The following is a 17,654-nucleotide window of genomic DNA, read 5'->3' on the forward strand; positions in this document are numbered from 1 at the left end:
ACACTAAGGACTTTACAAACTATAATTATTAATCAGCCTTTTATTCAATAACTAATACTAAAAATAATAATTATGAACCGATTTTATTTCAATAAAAGCAATAAAGCAGCATTATTTTTTGCAATGACTTTATTGCCTTCCGGCATAGCATATTCACAGGTTAAAAAGGATACGATAGTTAAAGAAAAGAAAATAGATGAAGTTGTTGTAATAGGGTATGGAACACAAAGAAAAGAGGCGGTTACAGGTTCTGTGGCCACGGTAAAAGGAGATGCATTGCGTGAAGTACCTTCTGCTAACATAACTCAGGCATTACAGGGAAGAACGGCAGGGGTAGATATCTCACAAACCTCTACAAAACCGGGTGCTGCCATGCAGATCCGTATCAGGGGAACAAGATCTCTGACAGGAGATAATAATCCGTTGATTGTATTGGATGGAATTCCTTTCGTAGGATCACTGGGAGATATAAGCTCAAGTGATATCAAAAGTATTGACATCCTTAAAGATGCTTCTGCTACGGCGATTTACGGATCCAGAGGAGCAAACGGAGTTATCCTCGTTACAACCAACAGAGGAGCAAAAGGGCAGAAACCCAGATTCACTTACAATACCTTTACGGGAGTTCAGACCTTGTTTTCAAAATATCCTATGATGGATGGTCCTAAGTTTGCACAGTTGCGTGCTTATGCGATTCCGGCAGGAAATACAACACCTTTATATTCAAATGGTGCTGATGAAAGCAACAGTGTTAATACGGACTGGCAAAGCCTGTACTACAAACCGGCGATGATGACCAGTCATGATATCGGGGTTTCAGGAGGAACAGACGGAGGAAATTATAATGTAGGGTTATCTTACTTCAAGCAAGATGCATTGATCCCTATTCAAAGTTATGAAAGATTTGCCCTGCGAATGGCTATTGACCAGCAGGTAGGCTCTGTTTTTAAATTTGGTTTTACATCCAATACCAATTATTCAATCTCTGAAGGAAATGGGGTAAATCCGGGAGCAGTGCTGGGATTTTCTCCAATTGCCAATCCTTACAATGCGGACGGAAGCCCAAAGAGGGTAATGAGCACGGCAGGAGGTATTGATCAGACATGGATTTATACCAGAGGGAGCCTGGAAAGTCTTGGAGATAAATATATTGACGAAACCAAATCTTTTGCATCCTACAACAACCTTTACGGGGAAGCCAATCTTCCGATCAAAGGACTGAAATACCGATTGAATGTAGGTTTGGATTTCCGTACTTCAAATAGTGGAAATTATGCTGGGGTAGGAGTATTTAATACGAATCCTCTTGGGCCTTCAGCTGCAGGAAGAGGGAATAACCAAACCTATCACTGGGTCCTGGAAAACCTTTTAACCTACGACCGTACATTTGGAAAGCATAAAATTAATGCCGTAGGATTATATTCCGCAGAAGGGAATAAGTATACAAGCTCATACATGAGCGCAAAGAATGTCCCTGCAGATTTTTTTCAGTATTATAATCTGGGACAATCGCCTCAGGCAGATATTACCGTACGACCGGAAGACCAGATCTACTGGAAAACGGGTCTTCTTTCTGCAATGGGAAGGGTAATGTATACCTATGATAACAAGTATATGCTGACAGCAACACTTCGTGCAGACGGATCTTCCAGACTGGCTCCCGGCAACAAATGGCATACATATCCCGCATTATCATTAGGATGGAATGTTACCAATGAATCCTTTATGCAGAATATCAAAGCCATTAATCTTCTTAAATTCAGGGTTGGATGGGGACAGACCTCCAATCAGGCAGTAGATCCATATTCTACTATGGGAAGATTTAGTGTTGCTCCTTATAATTTTGGAAGTGCAGGAAGTACAGGGATCTATGGAAGTCAGCCACCAAATCCGAACCTGGGCTGGGAATATTCAAAAACGCAAAACTACGGTCTGGATTTCGGTTTATTGAACAACCGCCTTACGGGGAGTGTGGAGTATTACAAAACCCATACATATGACCTGTTGACACAGAAGAGTCTTCCGGCAACAAGCGGATGGTCATCCATTGTTTCCAATGTAGCGGAAACAGAAAATAAAGGTTTTGAAGTTTCCTTAAACGGTGTCATTTTCGATAATCCGGATGGGTTTACATGGGAAGCCGGAGTTAATTTTTATACCAACCGAAACAAAATTTTATCTCTTGCATCCGGAACAACACGCGATGTGAATAATCTTTGGTTTGTAGGTCATAATATCAATTCGTTATATGATTATCAGTATGTAGGCCTTTGGCAGGCAGGAGATCCCTATCAGAGCATTCTGGAACCGGGAACTGCTGCAGATGTAGTAGGATCTATCAAAGTTCTTTACACCGGAGGTTATAATCCTGACGGAACACCGGTAAGGGCAATAGGACCTGATGACAGGCAGATTTTTGATACTGCTCCTAAATTTCAGGGAGGATTTAATATGCGTTTTGCCTACAAGAACTTTGAACTAAGCACGGTAGGTGCTTTCCAAAACGGAGGAATCCTGGTAAGTACCATTTACGGATCTGCAAGTTATCTTAACAGATTAACAGGTAGAGGGAACAACGTGGATGTAGATTACTGGACAGAAGATAATACAGGAGCTTATTTTCCTCGTCCGGGACGCCATTTGAGCGGTGATAACCCGAAGTATTCTTCTACTTTAGCGATGTTTGATGCTTCTTACCTTAAGCTCCGTACGATTACATTAGGCTATAATTTCAACAAAGATTTTTTAAAGGATTTGAAGATCACCGGCTTAAGAATTTACTTTACCGTAACAAATCCTGTTGTATTATTCTCTCCTTATCATAAGTTCTCAGGAATGGATCCGGAACCGAACTCTTTCGGAAATGAAAACCAGGCCGTAAGCGGATATCAAAGCCGTCAGCTTGTTATAGGAACCAATAACCCTTCCACAAGAAATTACTTAATGGGACTTAACTTAACCTTTTAAAACTGTATTGTCATGATAAATTTTAACAAAAAACTGGTATTGGGAACAATCTTTTTATCCCTAACATTTACAGGATGTAATGAAATTCTGGATGAGCAGCCAAGATCAATATATACAGCGGATTACTTTAGTACACCGGATGGAATTAATCAGGGATTTACCTCTCTGTACAGACAGATGAGATTATTGTATGGTAATGGATATTTCATGAGCAATTGCCAGAATGGAACTGACGAATCAACATGGGCCCAAAGTGCGGATGGTAACTTTAAAGAACTTGATATGTCCGGAAACGGTATTATCAATTCCAATACTTTTCCTACTAGTATGGTTTGGAATTCAGTGTTTCCGTATATCAATACAGCCAATGGAATCATTGAAAAGGGACCGGGATTCGGAATCGCAGAATCCATGATTTCCGAGGCCCGTTTCTTCCGCGGATTTTACTATTTCATGCTGGTGCAGACCTATGGAGGAGTTCCTTTGGATTTAGGGGCAGGAGAATTGAAATATAATACGCTTCCGTCCACGAATTCTGCAAGGAATACTGTGCCGGAAGTCTATACAAAAACGGTTTTTGCTGATCTTAAAAAGTCAATAGAAAACTTACCATCATCACCGAGAGTAACAGGTGGTGTAACCAAAAATGCAGCAAGATTAATGCTTGCTAAAGCTTACCTTACTTATGGATGGTGGCTGCAGAATCCTAACAATATTCCGACTTACCCTGAAGCAACAAGAACTGACCCTGACGGACATAATGCTCAATGGTATTTTCAGCAGGCTTATGATGTCGCAATGGAAGGAATCAACAACCCGGGACCTTATGCGCTTCAGCCTACTTTTTATGATGTCAATGTAGGTTCAAACGACAGAAACACGGAATCGATGCTCTATGCAGACCATATACAATCAAGTACTTACTATAATGAAAGTGATCCTGTAGGATTTGGATCAGGCTGGGCTCCGGACAATTTTGCAGCATGGATGCAGACCTGGAACTATACGGCTATCAAAAGCAGTAAAACCACAGCTTGGGTTGGCGCAGACGTTGTAAGTTCAGTACAGAGAGAGGCGGCGCAATCACTGGGACGTCCTTGGGTTCGTATGTGTCCTACTTTGGGAGTCATTAAAAATACTTTTGCAGATAAAACCAATGATTCCCGTTATGATGGAACTTTTGTAACCACGTACAGAGGAAACTGGAACAAGAATGGAACGGGTCTTACAACGGTTCCTGTACTTTATAACGCCAATAATTTACCGGTACAACCGGGTGGGGCTATCCTGAGCTTTCTTAACGATGACAGCCAACTGCCGGCTTATCCTACAGGAGCGGGGCAAAGTGGTGTAGGAGCAGGAACACTCGCTGGAAGAGCCGATTGGGTAATTGCACCGAATGGAATCAGCAGGATTGTATACCCTGGCTTATGGAAAATTGGAACTTATCGTACCGATGATCCGAATGGCTTAGGATATCCGAATGCGGGATTAACCCGTCCTTTCAGTGTTGCCAAATTTTCAGAATTCTATTTTATTGCAGCAGAAGCAGCAGTAAAAGGAGCTTCAGGTGCTATGACAGCCAGAAGTTTAATTAATGTCATCCGTGCCCGTGCCGGAAAATGGAAGTTCAATAATGCCCAGAATACTGCTTATGTAGCAGATAACAGTGCTGCTATGATTGCGGCTACACCAGCGGTAATTACCATTGATTATATCCTTGCAGAAAGGTCCCGCGAATATTACGGGGAATTCTACAGATGGTATGACTTGGTACGTACACAGAAGTGGGGAGATTATGCGGCTACCTATCAGATCGGGGGAGCTTCTTATGGAGATCATGATCCGCAAACGGTGACAAGAACGATACAGCCTTTTCATTATCTGAGACCTATTCCACAGAATCAGATTGATGCGATGGAAGTATCTGCAGATATCAAGGCAAAATATCAGAACCCCGGATACAATTAATTTTATTCTACATTCATATCAGCAACAGAGTAGGTGTGAAAGCACCTGCTTTGTTTATCTGAATTAAAATTTAAAAATTATGGAAAAAACCTGGCGTTGGTTTGGAAAAAAAGACAAAATAGAACTGAGTACGCTTCGTCAAATAGGAGTAGAAGGAATTGTTTCTGCACTGCATGATATCCCAAACGGAGAAATCTGGAATCTGGAGGCCATCAATGATTATAAAAACTATATAGAAAGCCACGGACTTCGCTGGTCTGTTGTTGAAAGTCTTCCCGTAAGCGAAGCGATCAAATACGGAGGTGAAGACCGTGACTCTTTAATAGAAAACTATATCACAAGCCTTGAAAATCTGGGTAAAGCAGGCATTACAACAGTTTGCTACAATTTTATGCCTGTTCTCGACTGGGCACGCACCGATCTCTTTCACGAGTGGGAAGACGGTTCGTCCTCACTTTATTTTGACAAAGCCAAGTTTGCGTATTTTGAAATTCATATTCTTCAAAGAGAGGGGGCCGAAAGCGATTATAATGCAGAAATCCTTCAGAAGGTAGAAGAATTAAAAAATACATTAACGGAAAAAGATAACAATGACCTGATAGATTCAGTCATTGTAAAAACACAGGGATTCGTGAACGGAAATATCAAAGAAGGTGAATTGAATCCTGTAGAAAAATTCAAGAGTTTATTGGCGTTATATGATGGAATCGATAAAGACAGACTTCGCCAGAACATGCAATATTTCCTTGAAAAAATAATGCCCGTCTGTGAAAAATGGAATATCCAGATGTGCGTACATCCAGATGATCCTCCATTTTCACTATTGGGCTTACCAAGAATAGTGACCAATGAAGAAGATATAGACTGGCTTCTGAAAGCTGTTGATAACCCACACAACGGTTTAACGTTCTGTGCCGGATCTCTAAGTGCTAATCTTCAGAATGACGTTCCTAAGCTTGCAAAGAAGTTTGCCCACCGTACCAAATTCGTTCACCTGAGAAGTACAAATGTTTTTGAAAACGGTGACTTCATCGAGGCTCATCACCTGGGAGGAAGAGGAAAGCTTATTGAAGTGATCCGTGTATTCGAAAAAGAAAACCCTGATCTTCCTATGAGAATTGATCATGGAAGGCTTTTAACCGAAGATATTGACAAAGGTTATAATCCCGGCTATTCATTTTTAGGAAGAATGCTGGCATTGGGTCAGATAGAAGGAGTAATGGCCACAGTACAATCGGAATTACAGAAAAATTAAACTGCGTTTGTAATAAATAATAAAAAGTAAAATGAAAGACCTGTTTAGTATTAAAAACAAAGTAGCAGTCATCACAGGGGCTTCAGGCGTTTTGGGAGGAAGTCTTGCCAAAAGTTTTATAGAGGCCGGAGCCAAAGTTGTTGCACTAGGGAGAAACCAGGAAACACTGGATGCCCGGGTAAAAGAACTTAAGGATTTAGGAGGAGAGGCACTCGCTGTAGAATCCAATGTGATGGATATTGAAAGCCTTGAAGCCGCTTCAGTGAAAATAAAGGAAAAGTATGGCCGTATTGATATTCTGCTCAATATAGCGGGTGGAAATATTCCGGCAGCAACCTTATCTCCCGAACAGTCATTTTTTGATATGGATATGAAAGGATGGGCAGAGGTTACCGATCTTAATATCAACGGAACCGTTTACCCGAGTTATGTTTTCGGAAAAGCAATGGCTGAACAGGGGAGCGGAAACATTATCAATATTTCTTCCATGGCTGCTTATTCAGCGATTACAAGAGTAGCCGGATATTCTGCAGCCAAATCAGCAATCACCAATTTTACCCAATGGCTGGCCTCTGATCTTGCATTAAAATTCGGAGATAAGATACGTGTGAATGCCGTGGCACCAGGATTTTTCATTGGAGATCAGAACCGTGCAATTCTTCTGAATCCGGATGGAAGCTTAACGGAGAGAAGTAAAAAAGTAATGGCCAAAACACCGATGCAGAGATTTGGAGAAGTAGAAGAGCTGAACGGGGTTGTACAGTTTCTATGTTCAGATGCCGCAAGTTTTATCACGGGAGCATTGATTCCTGTTGACGGAGGCTTCAGCGCATTCAGTGGAGTATAAAAAAAAACTAATTTTTTCATATACAGTAAACAGGACCTTAATGGTTTCATTCAAGGTCCTGTTTTTAAAAAGTAGACACCTAAGTGTTGTGAAAATCTTTGATTTTCATCTTATGTGAACTTTTCTGCAGAATTATTTTAAACTTTCTTAAGTGAGCTAAAGTGTTTTAAAATAAGGCTTTTGTGACTTTTGTGGTTTTGCAGAGTTTAAACAAGTTAATTAAAATTCAGGGTTGTAAAAATAAATCATGAGTAATTCCATTAAAAATAAAGACGTTTTCGGAGAATTGTTTTTGCTTGAATCGGCAAAGGCAGAAAATCTGTATTTCGGATATGCCAAAGATATGCCGGTGATCGATTATCACAATCATCTTGAACCGGATGTGATTTCTACCAATCAGAATTTCCGTTCTTCAACCGCTATATGGCTGGATGGTGACCATTACAAATGGAGAGCCATGAGAAACTTTGGTACTGATGAACAGTTTATTTCCGGAAATGCTTCAGATCAGGAAAAATTCAGGAAATGGGCAGAGGTAGTACCTTATACCCTTCGTAATCCGTTATTTCACTGGACCCATCTGGAACTCAAAAATCCTTTTGGAATCAGCGAATATTTATCATCCAATAATGCAGATGCAGTGTATCATCACATGAATGAAAGTTTGCAGACACCTGGTTTTTTGCCACAATCCATTATTGAAAATTTTAAAGTAGAAGCCTTATGTACTACAGATGATCCTGCTGATGATCTGGTTCATCATAAAGCATTAAAAAACAGTGGGTTTAAAACAGCTGTTCTTCCGGCTTTCCGTCCTGATACCTATATCAATATGATCAATCCTGAACAATATCTTTCAGGAATTAAAAAGCTTGAAAAAGTCTGTGGTTTTTCCATCGCATCAGTCTCTGATCTGTTGAATGCACTTCAGTCCAGAATCAATTATTTTGTGGAAGCAGGAGCAAAAGTAGCTGATCACGGCTTTGAATATTTCCCGGATACCACAAAGTGGAATCAAAACCTTGAAAAAGAGTTTTCAGAATTTCTGAAAGGAAATATTTCGACATTTTCCAATCCGGATGCATTATGCGGCTATTTGCTGAAAGAACTTTGCAAAATGTATGCAGAAAAAGGGTGGGTACAGCAGTTTCATGTAGGGGCAACCCGAAACAACAATTCAGAAATGTTCACGAAAATGGGTGCCAATGCAGGATATGATGCCATTGGAGAACCATATTACGCACAGCGATTGAGCGTTTTGCTTGATGCATTGAATTCAGAAGGAAAACTGGCCAAAACCATTATTTACAATCTGAATCCGGCATTTAATGAAGTTCTGGCTACTCTTGCCGGAAATTTCAATGAAGGAGGCATAAAATCCAAAGTACAGTTTGGAGCAGCCTGGTGGTTTCTTGATCAGCTTGACGGGATGACCAAGCAGATGAATACGCTTTCCAATATCGGTCTTATCAGCACTTTTGTCGGCATGCTGACCGATTCCCGAAGCCTTTTATCATTCTCAAGACACGATTATTTCAGGAGGCTTTTATGCAATATGTTCGGAAGTGAAATGGAAAGAGGTCTTCTTCCTGATGACGAAAAATGGGTAGGAAAGATCATTCAGGATATCTGTTATCACAATACAAAAAATTATTTTGAAATATAAAAGCATGCAGGATTCATCGAAAATATTATGTTTCGGGGAACTGCTTCTCCACTTTGCCCCGGATTCCGAAGGAAACTGGCTGAATGAGCAATCTCTTAAGATGTATATAGGCGGAGCTGAATACAATGTAGCAGCTGCACTTTCCCAATGGAAGAATTCTGTGAAACTGTTATCAGCATTACCGGAGAATTTTGTAGCAAACCAGCTGGAATCTCAGCTTAACAGTAAAGGAATAGAAGTCCTTGCAGAAAAGAACAAGGGAAGAATAGGAACATTTTATCTTTCTTCCGATGGCGATATGCAGAATGCTTCAGTGGTGTACGATCGCTTTCCGTCTGTTTTTACCCAGTCGGATTTTGAAACTTTCAGTGATGATGAGATATTTTCAGAGGTAAAATGGCTGCATATCAGTACCATCACACCGGCTTTGAGTGACCAGGCATTCCACAAATGTCTGCAAATCATGAAGGAAGCCAGAACAAGAAATATTACGGTTTCTCTTGACCTGAATTACAGGGCGTTGCTTTGGCAAAACCAGAATCCTCACAAAATTAAAGAGCTGATGCCTTTTGTGAATGTTCTTATGGGAAATATCTGGTCTGTGGAGCAGTTTCTCAATATTCCTGTTGAATATGAGCTTAACGGAAACTTCGATGATGAAAACCTTCTTAAACAGGCCGAAAAAACAGCATTGGAAATCAGAAGACAATTCCCTGAGGTGGAAAAAATTGCGAATACCTTCCGTTTTACAAACGGAGAACAGGTGAATTACTTTGCCACCTTATTTACTGATGAGCTTTTGATTTCGAAAAAATATAACTCAGATACCATTAAAGAAAGAGTAGGAAGCGGTGATTCTTTTATGGCCGCCCTAATTCATGGAATTTTAAAAGGAAATCCTGAACAGCAGATTCTGGAAGATGCTACAAAAGTTGCTTTTAAAAAGCTTTTTGTAAAGGGAGATACCATTGATGAAAGCATTAATATCGAAACATTATGAGTGAAATAGTACAAAAAATAAAAGACCAGAAAATCGTTCCGTTGTTTTATAACGAATCGTTTGAAGTCTCAAAAAATATCATAAAAGCTTTATACGAAGCAGGAATCCGTGTGATAGAATATACCAACCGCGGTCATCAGGCACTGGAAAACTTCACTAAGCTGAAAGAAATTTCCCATATTGAATTTCCAAGCCTTCTGTTAGGAATCGGAACAGTAAAAAATGTACAGGAAATGGATGATTATGCTCATGCAAAAGCAGATTTCATCATTACACCTGTCATCAGTGAAGCATTGGTAAAACATGCACTTGAAAGAAATATCCTTCTGATTCCGGGCTGTTTCACCCCTTCCGATATCAATATTGCCTATCAGAACGGTTTAAAACTGGTTAAAATATTTCCGGCTGATGCTTTAGGAAAGAACTACATCAAATCTGTGAAACCTGTTTTTCCGGGAATGAATTTTATGCCAACCGGAGGAATTCATGCTGAAACTGAAGATATCAGAGAATGGCTCAATGGAGGTGCCATAGCAGCAGGGTTGGGAAGCTCTCTCATCGGAAAAGATATTAATGATGAAGAACTGACGCTGAAAACAAAAAATTTATTACAACAACTTAATCAATAACTCAATGCAGGCTCCTCAAAACCGCAATATAAGATGGTGGATGCTGTCTCTTGTCTTCCTCGCTACTACGATCAATTATCTTGACCGTCAGGTAATGGGCTTGCTGAAACCTGTGCTGGAAAAAGAATTCAGCTGGGATGAAAAAGATTACAGTTATATCGTCATGGCTTTTACCACGACTTATGCTATAGGTTATATGGCCATGGGAAGATTTATAGACAGGGTAGGAACCAAAATCGGGTATGCCGTTTCCCTGATTGTATGGAGCCTTGCCTCGATAGGACATGGCTTTGTCAAAAATACCATCGGGTTTATCATTGCGAGAAGCACGTTGGGAATCAGTGAAGCAGGAAACTTTCCTGCCGCCATCAAATCAGTGGCTGAATGGTTTCCCAAAAAAGAAAGAGCACTGGCAACGGGAATTTTTAACTCAGGAGCGACGGTGGGAGCTATTTTAGCGCCACTATTGGTTCCGTTCATTCTCGGGCATTACGGCTGGAGACAGACTTTTGTATGGATTGGCGCTTTGGGTATGGTTTGGATTGTCCTTTGGTGGAAATTTTATGCCGTTCCGGAAAAAGCCAAAAATATCAGCAAGGAAGAACTGCAGTATATAAAAAGCGATCAGGCTGAAAAAACTGAAGAGAAAACGAAAATTCCTTTATCGGAATTACTGAAATATAAAGTAACATGGTCGTTTGCCATCGGTAAAATGTTAACTGATCCTATCTGGTATTTCTTCATGTTCTGGCTGCCGGCGTATTTTTCGGATGTATTCAAAATGGATTTAACAAAACCATCCCTTCCATTGATTATTATTTATAGCGGAACGACGATCGGAAGTATCGGCGGAGGATATCTTTCATCATTTCTGATCAAAAAAGGCTGGGCCATCGGAAGAGCCAGGAGTTTTACAATGTTATTATTTGCTTTGATGGTGGTTCCGGTCATGTTCTCAAAATACGTAGATAATATGTGGATGATTACGATCATTATTGCTTTTGCAACAGCCGCACACCAGGGATGGGGAGCCAATCTTATGACCACGGTCGGAGATCAGTTACCCAACAGCTATGTAAGTTCTGTCATTGGTTTTGGCGGAATGCTCGGTTCAGCGGCAGGAATTATTTTTCCATTGTTCATCGGGATCGTTTTGGACACATTCAAAAAGGCAGGAAATGTCAATGGTGGTTACAATATTATTTTCTTTATTGCAGGAATTTCATATGTTGCAGCCTGGGGACTCATTTCGTTGATCAACAGAAAGAAAACAGTTTAGTATAACAATAATATAGTTTGAAGTTTAAAAAGTAAAAATGAAATCCGGGTTTTACATCACCATAGGTCTTCTGATCAGTATATTTTCCTTTGCCCAGAAAGGAGGAAAGTATAAGCTGTGGTATGACAAGCCCGCAAAACAATGGGTGGAAGCTTTACCGGTAGGAAACGGAAACATTGCAGCTATGGTCTATGGAGACCCTTATCAGGAAAAGCTTCAGTTGAACGAAGGGACATTCTGGTCCGGAGGCCCTTCCCGAAATGATAATTCGGATGCTCCAAAAGTTCTGGATTCAATTCGGTATTATATTTTCAACGGAAACTTTAAAAGAGCCCAGATCCTTGCGGATAAGGGATTAACAGCGAAAACAGTTCACGGTTCGGCATTCCAGAATATTGGTGATTTTACGCTGGATTTCAATAACCTCAAGGATATCAGAAATTATTACAGAGAACTGGACATTGAAAAAGCAATCGCAACCACTACATTTACCTCTGATGGCGTTAATTTTAAAAGAGAAGTTTTCGCCTCAATTCCTGATCATGTGATTGTCATTAAATTAAGCTCAGATCACAAAAATGCATTAAACTTTACAGCAAAATTCAACAGCGAGCTCAAAAAGGAAGTCAAAGCCATTGATGCCACTACTTTACAGATGGATGGGGTTTCTTCCACATTAGACGGCATTCAGGGGCAGGTGAAGTTCAGTGCACTGGCAAAACTCATGACCAAAGGTGGCAAAACTCAGATCTCAGAGAGCGGAATTTCGGTAAGCAATGCTCATGAGGTTACGATTCTTATTGCAATGGCCACTAATTTTACAGACTACAAAAATTTAAATACAGACGAGGTTGCAAAAGCCAGAAAGTATATTGAAGCAGCAGCAAATAAAAGTTTCAAAACTTTAGTTCAAAACCATCTGAATGCTTATCAGAACTATTTCAAAAGAGTAGATCTGAATTTAGGAACTTCCGAAGCAGCAAAAAATCCTACAGATGTCCGTATTAAAAATTTTGCAACGGGCTATGATCCGGAACTTATTTCATTATATTATCAGTTCGGGCGTTATCTCCTGATTTCTTCCTCTCAGCCGGGTGGCCAGCCTGCGAATTTGCAGGGGATCTGGAACAATTCCAATAAACCGGCCTGGGACAGCAAGTATACGATTAACATTAATACGGAAATGAATTATTGGCCGGCGGAAAAGACCAACCTTCCTGAAATGTATGAACCATTGATCCGGATGATAAAAGATTTGAGCGAAACAGGAAAAGAAACGGCAAAAACAATGTACAACAGCCGTGGCTGGGTAGCACATCATAACACCGATATCTGGAGAATAACAGGGGTGGTGGATTTTGCCAATGCCGGAATGTGGCCGATGGGCGGAGCCTGGCTTTCACAGCATTTGTGGGAAAAATATTTATACAGCGGAGACAAAAACTATCTGCGAGCCATTTATCCTGTTCTGAAATCTGCAGTACAGTTTTATGAAGATTTTCTGATTGAAGAGCCTGCACATCACTGGCTGGTGGTAAGTCCGTCAATGTCTCCCGAAAATATTCCGCAGGGACACCAGGGAAGTGCCCTGGCAGCGGGAAATACAATGGACAATCAGTTGATGTTCGATCTGTTCACCAAAACAAAAAAGGCGGCACAGATTCTCAATACAGATTCAGATAAAATTCAGGTCTGGAACACTATTATTTCAAAATTACCACCGATGAAAATCGGAAGTTACGGACAATTGCAGGAATGGATGGAAGACCTGGACGATCCTAAAGGTAACCACAGACATGTTTCCCATTTGTACGGATTATTTCCTTCCAACCAGATCAGTCCCTTTACCACACCGGAATTGCTGGACGCCTCCAGAACCGTACTCGTTCACCGTGGTGATGTATCCACAGGCTGGTCAATGGGCTGGAAAGTCAATCTCTGGGCTAAGTTATTAGACGGAAATCACGCCAATAAATTAATCAAAGATCAGTTAACGCTGGTGGAAAAAGACGGTTGGGGCAGCAAAGGCGGAACATATCCGAATCTTTTCGATGCCCATCCGCCATTCCAGATTGATGGAAATTTCGGCTGTACTTCCGGGATTACCGAAATGCTTCTGCAGACTCAAAATGGTTTCATAGATATTCTTCCCGCACTTCCGGGTGAGTGGAAAAACGGCAGCATTTCCGGGCTGAAAACGTATGGAGGTTTCGAGATCAGTATTACCTGGGAAAACAACAAAGCTAAAGAAATCACTATAAAATCCGGATTGGGAGGAAACTGCAGAATAAGGATTCCGAACGAAATGCAGCTTTCCGGAAACACAAAACTGAAAAAAGCAGAAGGTAAAAACCCGAACTCTTTTTTTGAAATTCCGGAAACTCCGAAACCTCTGATTTCTGACAAAGCAAAATTGAATCCTGTTGAAATTAAAACTGATCTTATCTATGATTTCCCGACTGAAGCAGGGAAGGTATATACATTAAGAAGGAGTGATAAAAGCTCTGAAAGACAATCCGAAACTAAATCTATTTACAATAAAAACTAAAAAATCTATATATGAAAAAGAGTCTAATGAATCCTGTTTTTTTTAAGAAATAAAACCCATGTCATTGCAGTGGCGGCTTTACTTTCCATCAGTAACCTCTCTGCACAGACTTTTTCCGACTTCAACTACCATGGAAACGATAAAATATATAATGACAACCCTCTTAAGCCGGACGAGTTCTATTCTCCGATTTTGCAGGGTTGTTATCCCGATCCCAGCATTACCAAAAAAGGTGATGATTATTACCTGGTAAACTCTTCTTTCTCAATGTTTCCTGGTGTTCCGATCTTCACTTCCAAGGATTTGGTCAATTGGAAGCAGGTTGGACACGTTCTCGACAGACCTTCTCAGTTAAAGGTGGAAAAAGGAGGTGTTTCTCATGGAATTTATGCGCCTGATATCAAATACAATAAACACAACGATACATTTTATATGATCACTACCCAGATTGCAGGCGGTATCGGAAATATGGTCGTAAAAACCAAAGATCCGGCAAAAGGGTGGAGCGAAGTCCAGAAACTGAATTTTGATGGTATTGATCCTGCCATTTTCTTTGATGATGACGGAAAAGCTTACATCGTTCACAACGACGCGCCACCACAAGGAACCGAACAGTATCAAGGTCACCGTGTTATTAAAATGTGGGATTACGACCTTGAAAAAGATCAGGTTGTGGCAGGTTCAGACAGAATTATTGTAAACGGTGGAGTCGACCTTTCTCAAAAACCCATTTGGATTGAAGGTCCGCATTTGTACAAATACAAAGGGAAATATTACCTGATGTGTGCAGAAGGCGGAACCGGAGGCAACCATAGCGAAGTGATTTTTATGGCAGATTCTCCGAAAGGACCATTTGTTCCCGCTAAAAATAATCCGATTCTTACGCAAAGATATTTTCCGAGAGACAGAAAGGAAAAAGTGGATTGGGCAGGTCATGCAGATTTGGTAGAAGGTCCGAACGGACAATGGTATGGCGTATTTTTAGCAATTCGTCCGAATGTAAACAACCGTGTTACCAAAGGCCGCGAAACTTTCATTCTTCCTGTAGACTGGAGCGGAACGTATCCTGTTTTCCAAAATGGTCTGGTTCCGATGAAACCAAAATTGAAAATGCCACAAGGCGTTCAGAATCAAACCGGGCAAAACGGATTTTTCCCGAACGGCAACTTTAAATACAACGATAAACTAACCGATAAAAACCTCGATTTCCGTTGGATTGCGATGCGTGGTCCTCGTGAAAACTTCATTACAGCAACAAAAAATGGTGTAAAAGTGAACCCAATGGAAACGAATATCAAAGCGTTGGCTCCGGTTTCATCTTTGTTCCACAGATTACAGCACGAAGATTTTGAAACTTCCGTAACCTTGGATTATAAACCAAAATCGGAAAAAGAATTGGCTGGAATTACCCTCTACCAAAGCGAAACATTCAATTACGTTTTCGGAATTACCAAAAAAGATAAAGATTTCTATATCGTATTGGAAAGAACAGAAAAAGGCCAATCAAAATTGATTGCAAGCGAAAAAATTTCACTTTCAAAGACTATCAAATTTCAGGCTACAGGAGAAAAAGATGAAATTAGCTTCAATTATTCTTTGGATGGCAAAAACTTCAAAAATCTGGGAGGACAAGTTTCAGGAGATATACTTTCTACTGATGTAGCGGGAGGTTTTACGGGGAGTCTTATCGGACTGTACAGTACTTCTTCCAATGATATTATCCCGCAATAGTAGGACATTAGAAAAGATACTTAATGACAAAGATTAAGTGTTTTAAAATGAAAAACTAAGAGTAAAACCAAACATCACATACATTTTGAAAATCAAAATATCTTATATAGTTTCTTTTTTGGGGTTTATCGGGCTGAATCTTCTTTCAGCCCAGGTAAACTCTTCCGGAAAGCAGAGTACAACTTTTACCAATCCCATCATCTGGGCAGATGCACCGGATCTATCCATTACCAGAAACGGAAATGATTTTTACCTGATCAGTACCACCATGCATCTGATGCCCGGAGCTCCGGTAATGCATTCCAGAGATCTGGTACATTGGGAAATGTCCGGGTATGTTTTTGACACTTTGAACGACAACTCGAAATATGATTTATTGAACGGAACCGTTTACGGCAGAGGCCAATGGGCTTCATCAATTCGCTACCATAAAGGGAAATATTACGTTTTGTTTTCTCCGAATGATGAACCTTTCAAATCCTATTTCTATGTGACTGATCATCCCGAAAAGGGAAAATGGAAACTCATCACCAGAACACGGCATTTTCATGATGCGTCTTTGTTTTTTGATGATGATGACAGGATATATGTTTTCACTTCCAATAAAGTTTTTGAACTGAGTCCTGATTTTAAAGAAGTGATCGGAAATCCGGATGGAACTGAGGTATTTCAGAAAGATGCTTCGGAAACCGGACTTCTGGAAGGTAATCAGATCATCAAAAGAAACGGAAAATATTATATGATGATGATATCATGGCCAAGAAACGGAAAACGCCGCCAGGTAGTCTACAGGGCAGATAAAGTGACAGGTCCTTACGAGAAAAAAGTAATTCTGGAAGATAATTTTTTAGGATTTTCCTATGCAGGTCAGGGCGCTTTGATAGATGATAAAAACGGAAACTGGTATTCCCTTATTTTCCAGGACAGAAACGGAGTGGGACGAGTTCCGTTGCTTCTGCCTGTTCAATGGGAAAACGACTGGCCGGTATTGGGAGATAACGGAAAAGTTCCTTTGAAAGGAGAAGTTCCGCTTCCGCCGTTCAAACCCAAAAATCATCTGGTGGAAAGCGATGAGTTCTCTGGTAAAACAATGAAAATCCAGTGGCAATGGAATCATAATCCGGTGAATGAAGCATGGTCTTTATCTGAAAGAAAAGGCTTTCTGAGACTGAAAACCAGCAGAGTGGTAGACAATCTGTACGCGGCTCCCAACACTTTGACCCAGAGAATGGAGGGTCCGACTTCTTCAGCAGTTGTCGCAATGGAACTTAAAGGAATGAAAGATGGAGATGTAGCAGGTTTCAGTGCCTTCAACGGGGATTCCGGGATTTTGTCAGTAGTAAAGGAAGGTGAAGAAAAATTCATTGTTTTTTCAACCAACGAAGTGAGCCTGGATAGTAAAACAAAAGCCATTACAGGGGTTAAAAAAGAAGAAAAAAAACGGATTCCTCTTAATTCTGATAAAGTTTTTCTTCGTATCGATGCTGATTTTAACCTCGGGAAAGATCTTGCAGACTTTTATTACAGTACTGATCAGAAGAACTGGACGGAAATGGCAAAAGATTACAAAATGATCTTTGATTACCGTAGATTTTTTATGGGATCAAAATTCGCAGTTTTCAATTATGCCACTAAAAATACCGGAGGCTTCGTAGATGTGGATTTTTTCAGAGTCACTGAAGTCGGAAAATAAGAATCAGATAAAAGTCTGTTGTAAACAGTAAATAAAATATACGCTATTATTTTTTTATCTCAATTAAT

The 17,654-nt window shown here is 40.3% G+C and carries 11 protein-coding genes; all 11 read left to right on the forward strand.

Annotated features, from left to right (window positions below; all coding sequences use genetic code 11):
- Window positions 1-72: 72 nt before the first annotated feature.
- The 11 genes from ACJ5H0_RS00235 (at window position 73) to ACJ5H0_RS00285 (ending at window position 17,586) form a co-directional block, all read left to right on the forward strand.
- Window positions 73-2,967 carry a SusC/RagA family TonB-linked outer membrane protein gene (locus ACJ5H0_RS00235; protein ID WP_306611807.1) on the forward strand — a complete coding sequence of 965 codons (2,895 nt, stop codon included), beginning with the start codon at window positions 73-75 and terminating at the stop codon, window positions 2,965-2,967.
- A gap of 12 nt (window positions 2,968-2,979) precedes the next feature.
- Complete coding sequence (locus ACJ5H0_RS00240; RefSeq protein WP_411246667.1) at window positions 2,980-4,938, forward strand: RagB/SusD family nutrient uptake outer membrane protein; 1,959 nt, start codon at window positions 2,980-2,982, stop codon at window positions 4,936-4,938.
- Window positions 4,939-5,017: 79 nt separating this feature from the next.
- Window positions 5,018-6,193 carry a mannonate dehydratase gene (gene uxuA, locus ACJ5H0_RS00245; RefSeq protein WP_411246668.1) on the forward strand — a complete coding sequence of 392 codons (1,176 nt, stop codon included), beginning with the start codon at window positions 5,018-5,020 and terminating at the stop codon, window positions 6,191-6,193.
- A 31-nt stretch (window positions 6,194-6,224) separates the two neighbouring features.
- Complete coding sequence (locus ACJ5H0_RS00250; protein WP_345989166.1) at window positions 6,225-7,040, forward strand: SDR family oxidoreductase; 816 nt, start codon at window positions 6,225-6,227, stop codon at window positions 7,038-7,040.
- 247 nt (window positions 7,041-7,287) lie between these two features.
- A complete protein-coding gene (gene uxaC / locus ACJ5H0_RS00255; protein ID WP_411246671.1) occupies window positions 7,288-8,706 on the forward strand; it encodes a glucuronate isomerase in 1,419 nt (472 codons plus the stop codon).
- A gap of 4 nt (window positions 8,707-8,710) precedes the next feature.
- Complete coding sequence (locus ACJ5H0_RS00260) at window positions 8,711-9,706, forward strand: sugar kinase (protein WP_411246672.1); 996 nt, start codon at window positions 8,711-8,713, stop codon at window positions 9,704-9,706.
- Window positions 9,703-10,335 (forward strand): bifunctional 4-hydroxy-2-oxoglutarate aldolase/2-dehydro-3-deoxy-phosphogluconate aldolase, encoded by a 633-nt coding sequence (locus ACJ5H0_RS00265; protein ID WP_306611813.1) that lies wholly within the window; start codon window positions 9,703-9,705, stop codon window positions 10,333-10,335. The genes ACJ5H0_RS00260 and ACJ5H0_RS00265 overlap by 4 nt, the downstream gene beginning before the upstream one ends.
- A gap of 4 nt (window positions 10,336-10,339) precedes the next feature.
- Window positions 10,340-11,614: an MFS transporter gene (locus ACJ5H0_RS00270; RefSeq protein ID WP_306611815.1), complete on the forward strand. Its 1,275-nt coding sequence runs from the start codon at window positions 10,340-10,342 to the stop codon at window positions 11,612-11,614.
- Window positions 11,615-11,651: 37 nt separating this feature from the next.
- Window positions 11,652-14,162, forward strand: coding sequence for a glycoside hydrolase family 95 protein (locus tag ACJ5H0_RS00275; RefSeq protein WP_411246674.1), 2,511 nt, complete (start codon window positions 11,652-11,654; stop codon window positions 14,160-14,162).
- Window positions 14,163-14,231: 69 nt separating this feature from the next.
- On the forward strand, window positions 14,232-15,893 hold the full coding sequence (locus ACJ5H0_RS00280) for a glycoside hydrolase family 43 protein (protein ID WP_411246675.1): 1,662 nt from the start codon (window positions 14,232-14,234) through the stop codon (window positions 15,891-15,893).
- An 85-nt stretch (window positions 15,894-15,978) separates the two neighbouring features.
- Window positions 15,979-17,586: a glycoside hydrolase family 43 protein gene (locus ACJ5H0_RS00285; protein WP_411246676.1), complete on the forward strand. Its 1,608-nt coding sequence runs from the start codon at window positions 15,979-15,981 to the stop codon at window positions 17,584-17,586.
- The last annotated feature ends 68 nt before the right edge of the window (window positions 17,587-17,654 follow it).

Source organism: Chryseobacterium proteolyticum, from assembly GCF_046591535.1.
GTDB classification, from domain to species: Bacteria; Bacteroidota; Bacteroidia; order Flavobacteriales; family Weeksellaceae; genus Chryseobacterium; species Chryseobacterium proteolyticum.

Bases quoted from the DNA above. Each gene is read 5' to 3' on its own strand.
- ACJ5H0_RS00235 (WP_306611807.1), top strand. From the start codon at position 73: ATGAACCGATTTTATTTCAATAAAAGCAATAAAGCAGCATTATTTTTT.
- ACJ5H0_RS00240 (WP_411246667.1), top strand. From the start codon at position 2,980: ATGATAAATTTTAACAAAAAACTGGTATTGGGAACAATCTTTTTATCC.
- uxuA (WP_411246668.1), top strand. From the start codon at position 5,018: ATGGAAAAAACCTGGCGTTGGTTTGGAAAAAAAGACAAAATAGAACTG.
- ACJ5H0_RS00250 (WP_345989166.1), top strand. From the start codon at position 6,225: ATGAAAGACCTGTTTAGTATTAAAAACAAAGTAGCAGTCATCACAGGG.
- uxaC (WP_411246671.1), top strand. From the start codon at position 7,288: ATGAGTAATTCCATTAAAAATAAAGACGTTTTCGGAGAATTGTTTTTG.
- ACJ5H0_RS00260 (WP_411246672.1), top strand. From the start codon at position 8,711: ATGCAGGATTCATCGAAAATATTATGTTTCGGGGAACTGCTTCTCCAC.
- ACJ5H0_RS00265 (WP_306611813.1), top strand. From the start codon at position 9,703: ATGAGTGAAATAGTACAAAAAATAAAAGACCAGAAAATCGTTCCGTTG.
- ACJ5H0_RS00270 (WP_306611815.1), top strand. From the start codon at position 10,340: ATGCAGGCTCCTCAAAACCGCAATATAAGATGGTGGATGCTGTCTCTT.
- ACJ5H0_RS00275 (WP_411246674.1), top strand. From the start codon at position 11,652: ATGAAATCCGGGTTTTACATCACCATAGGTCTTCTGATCAGTATATTT.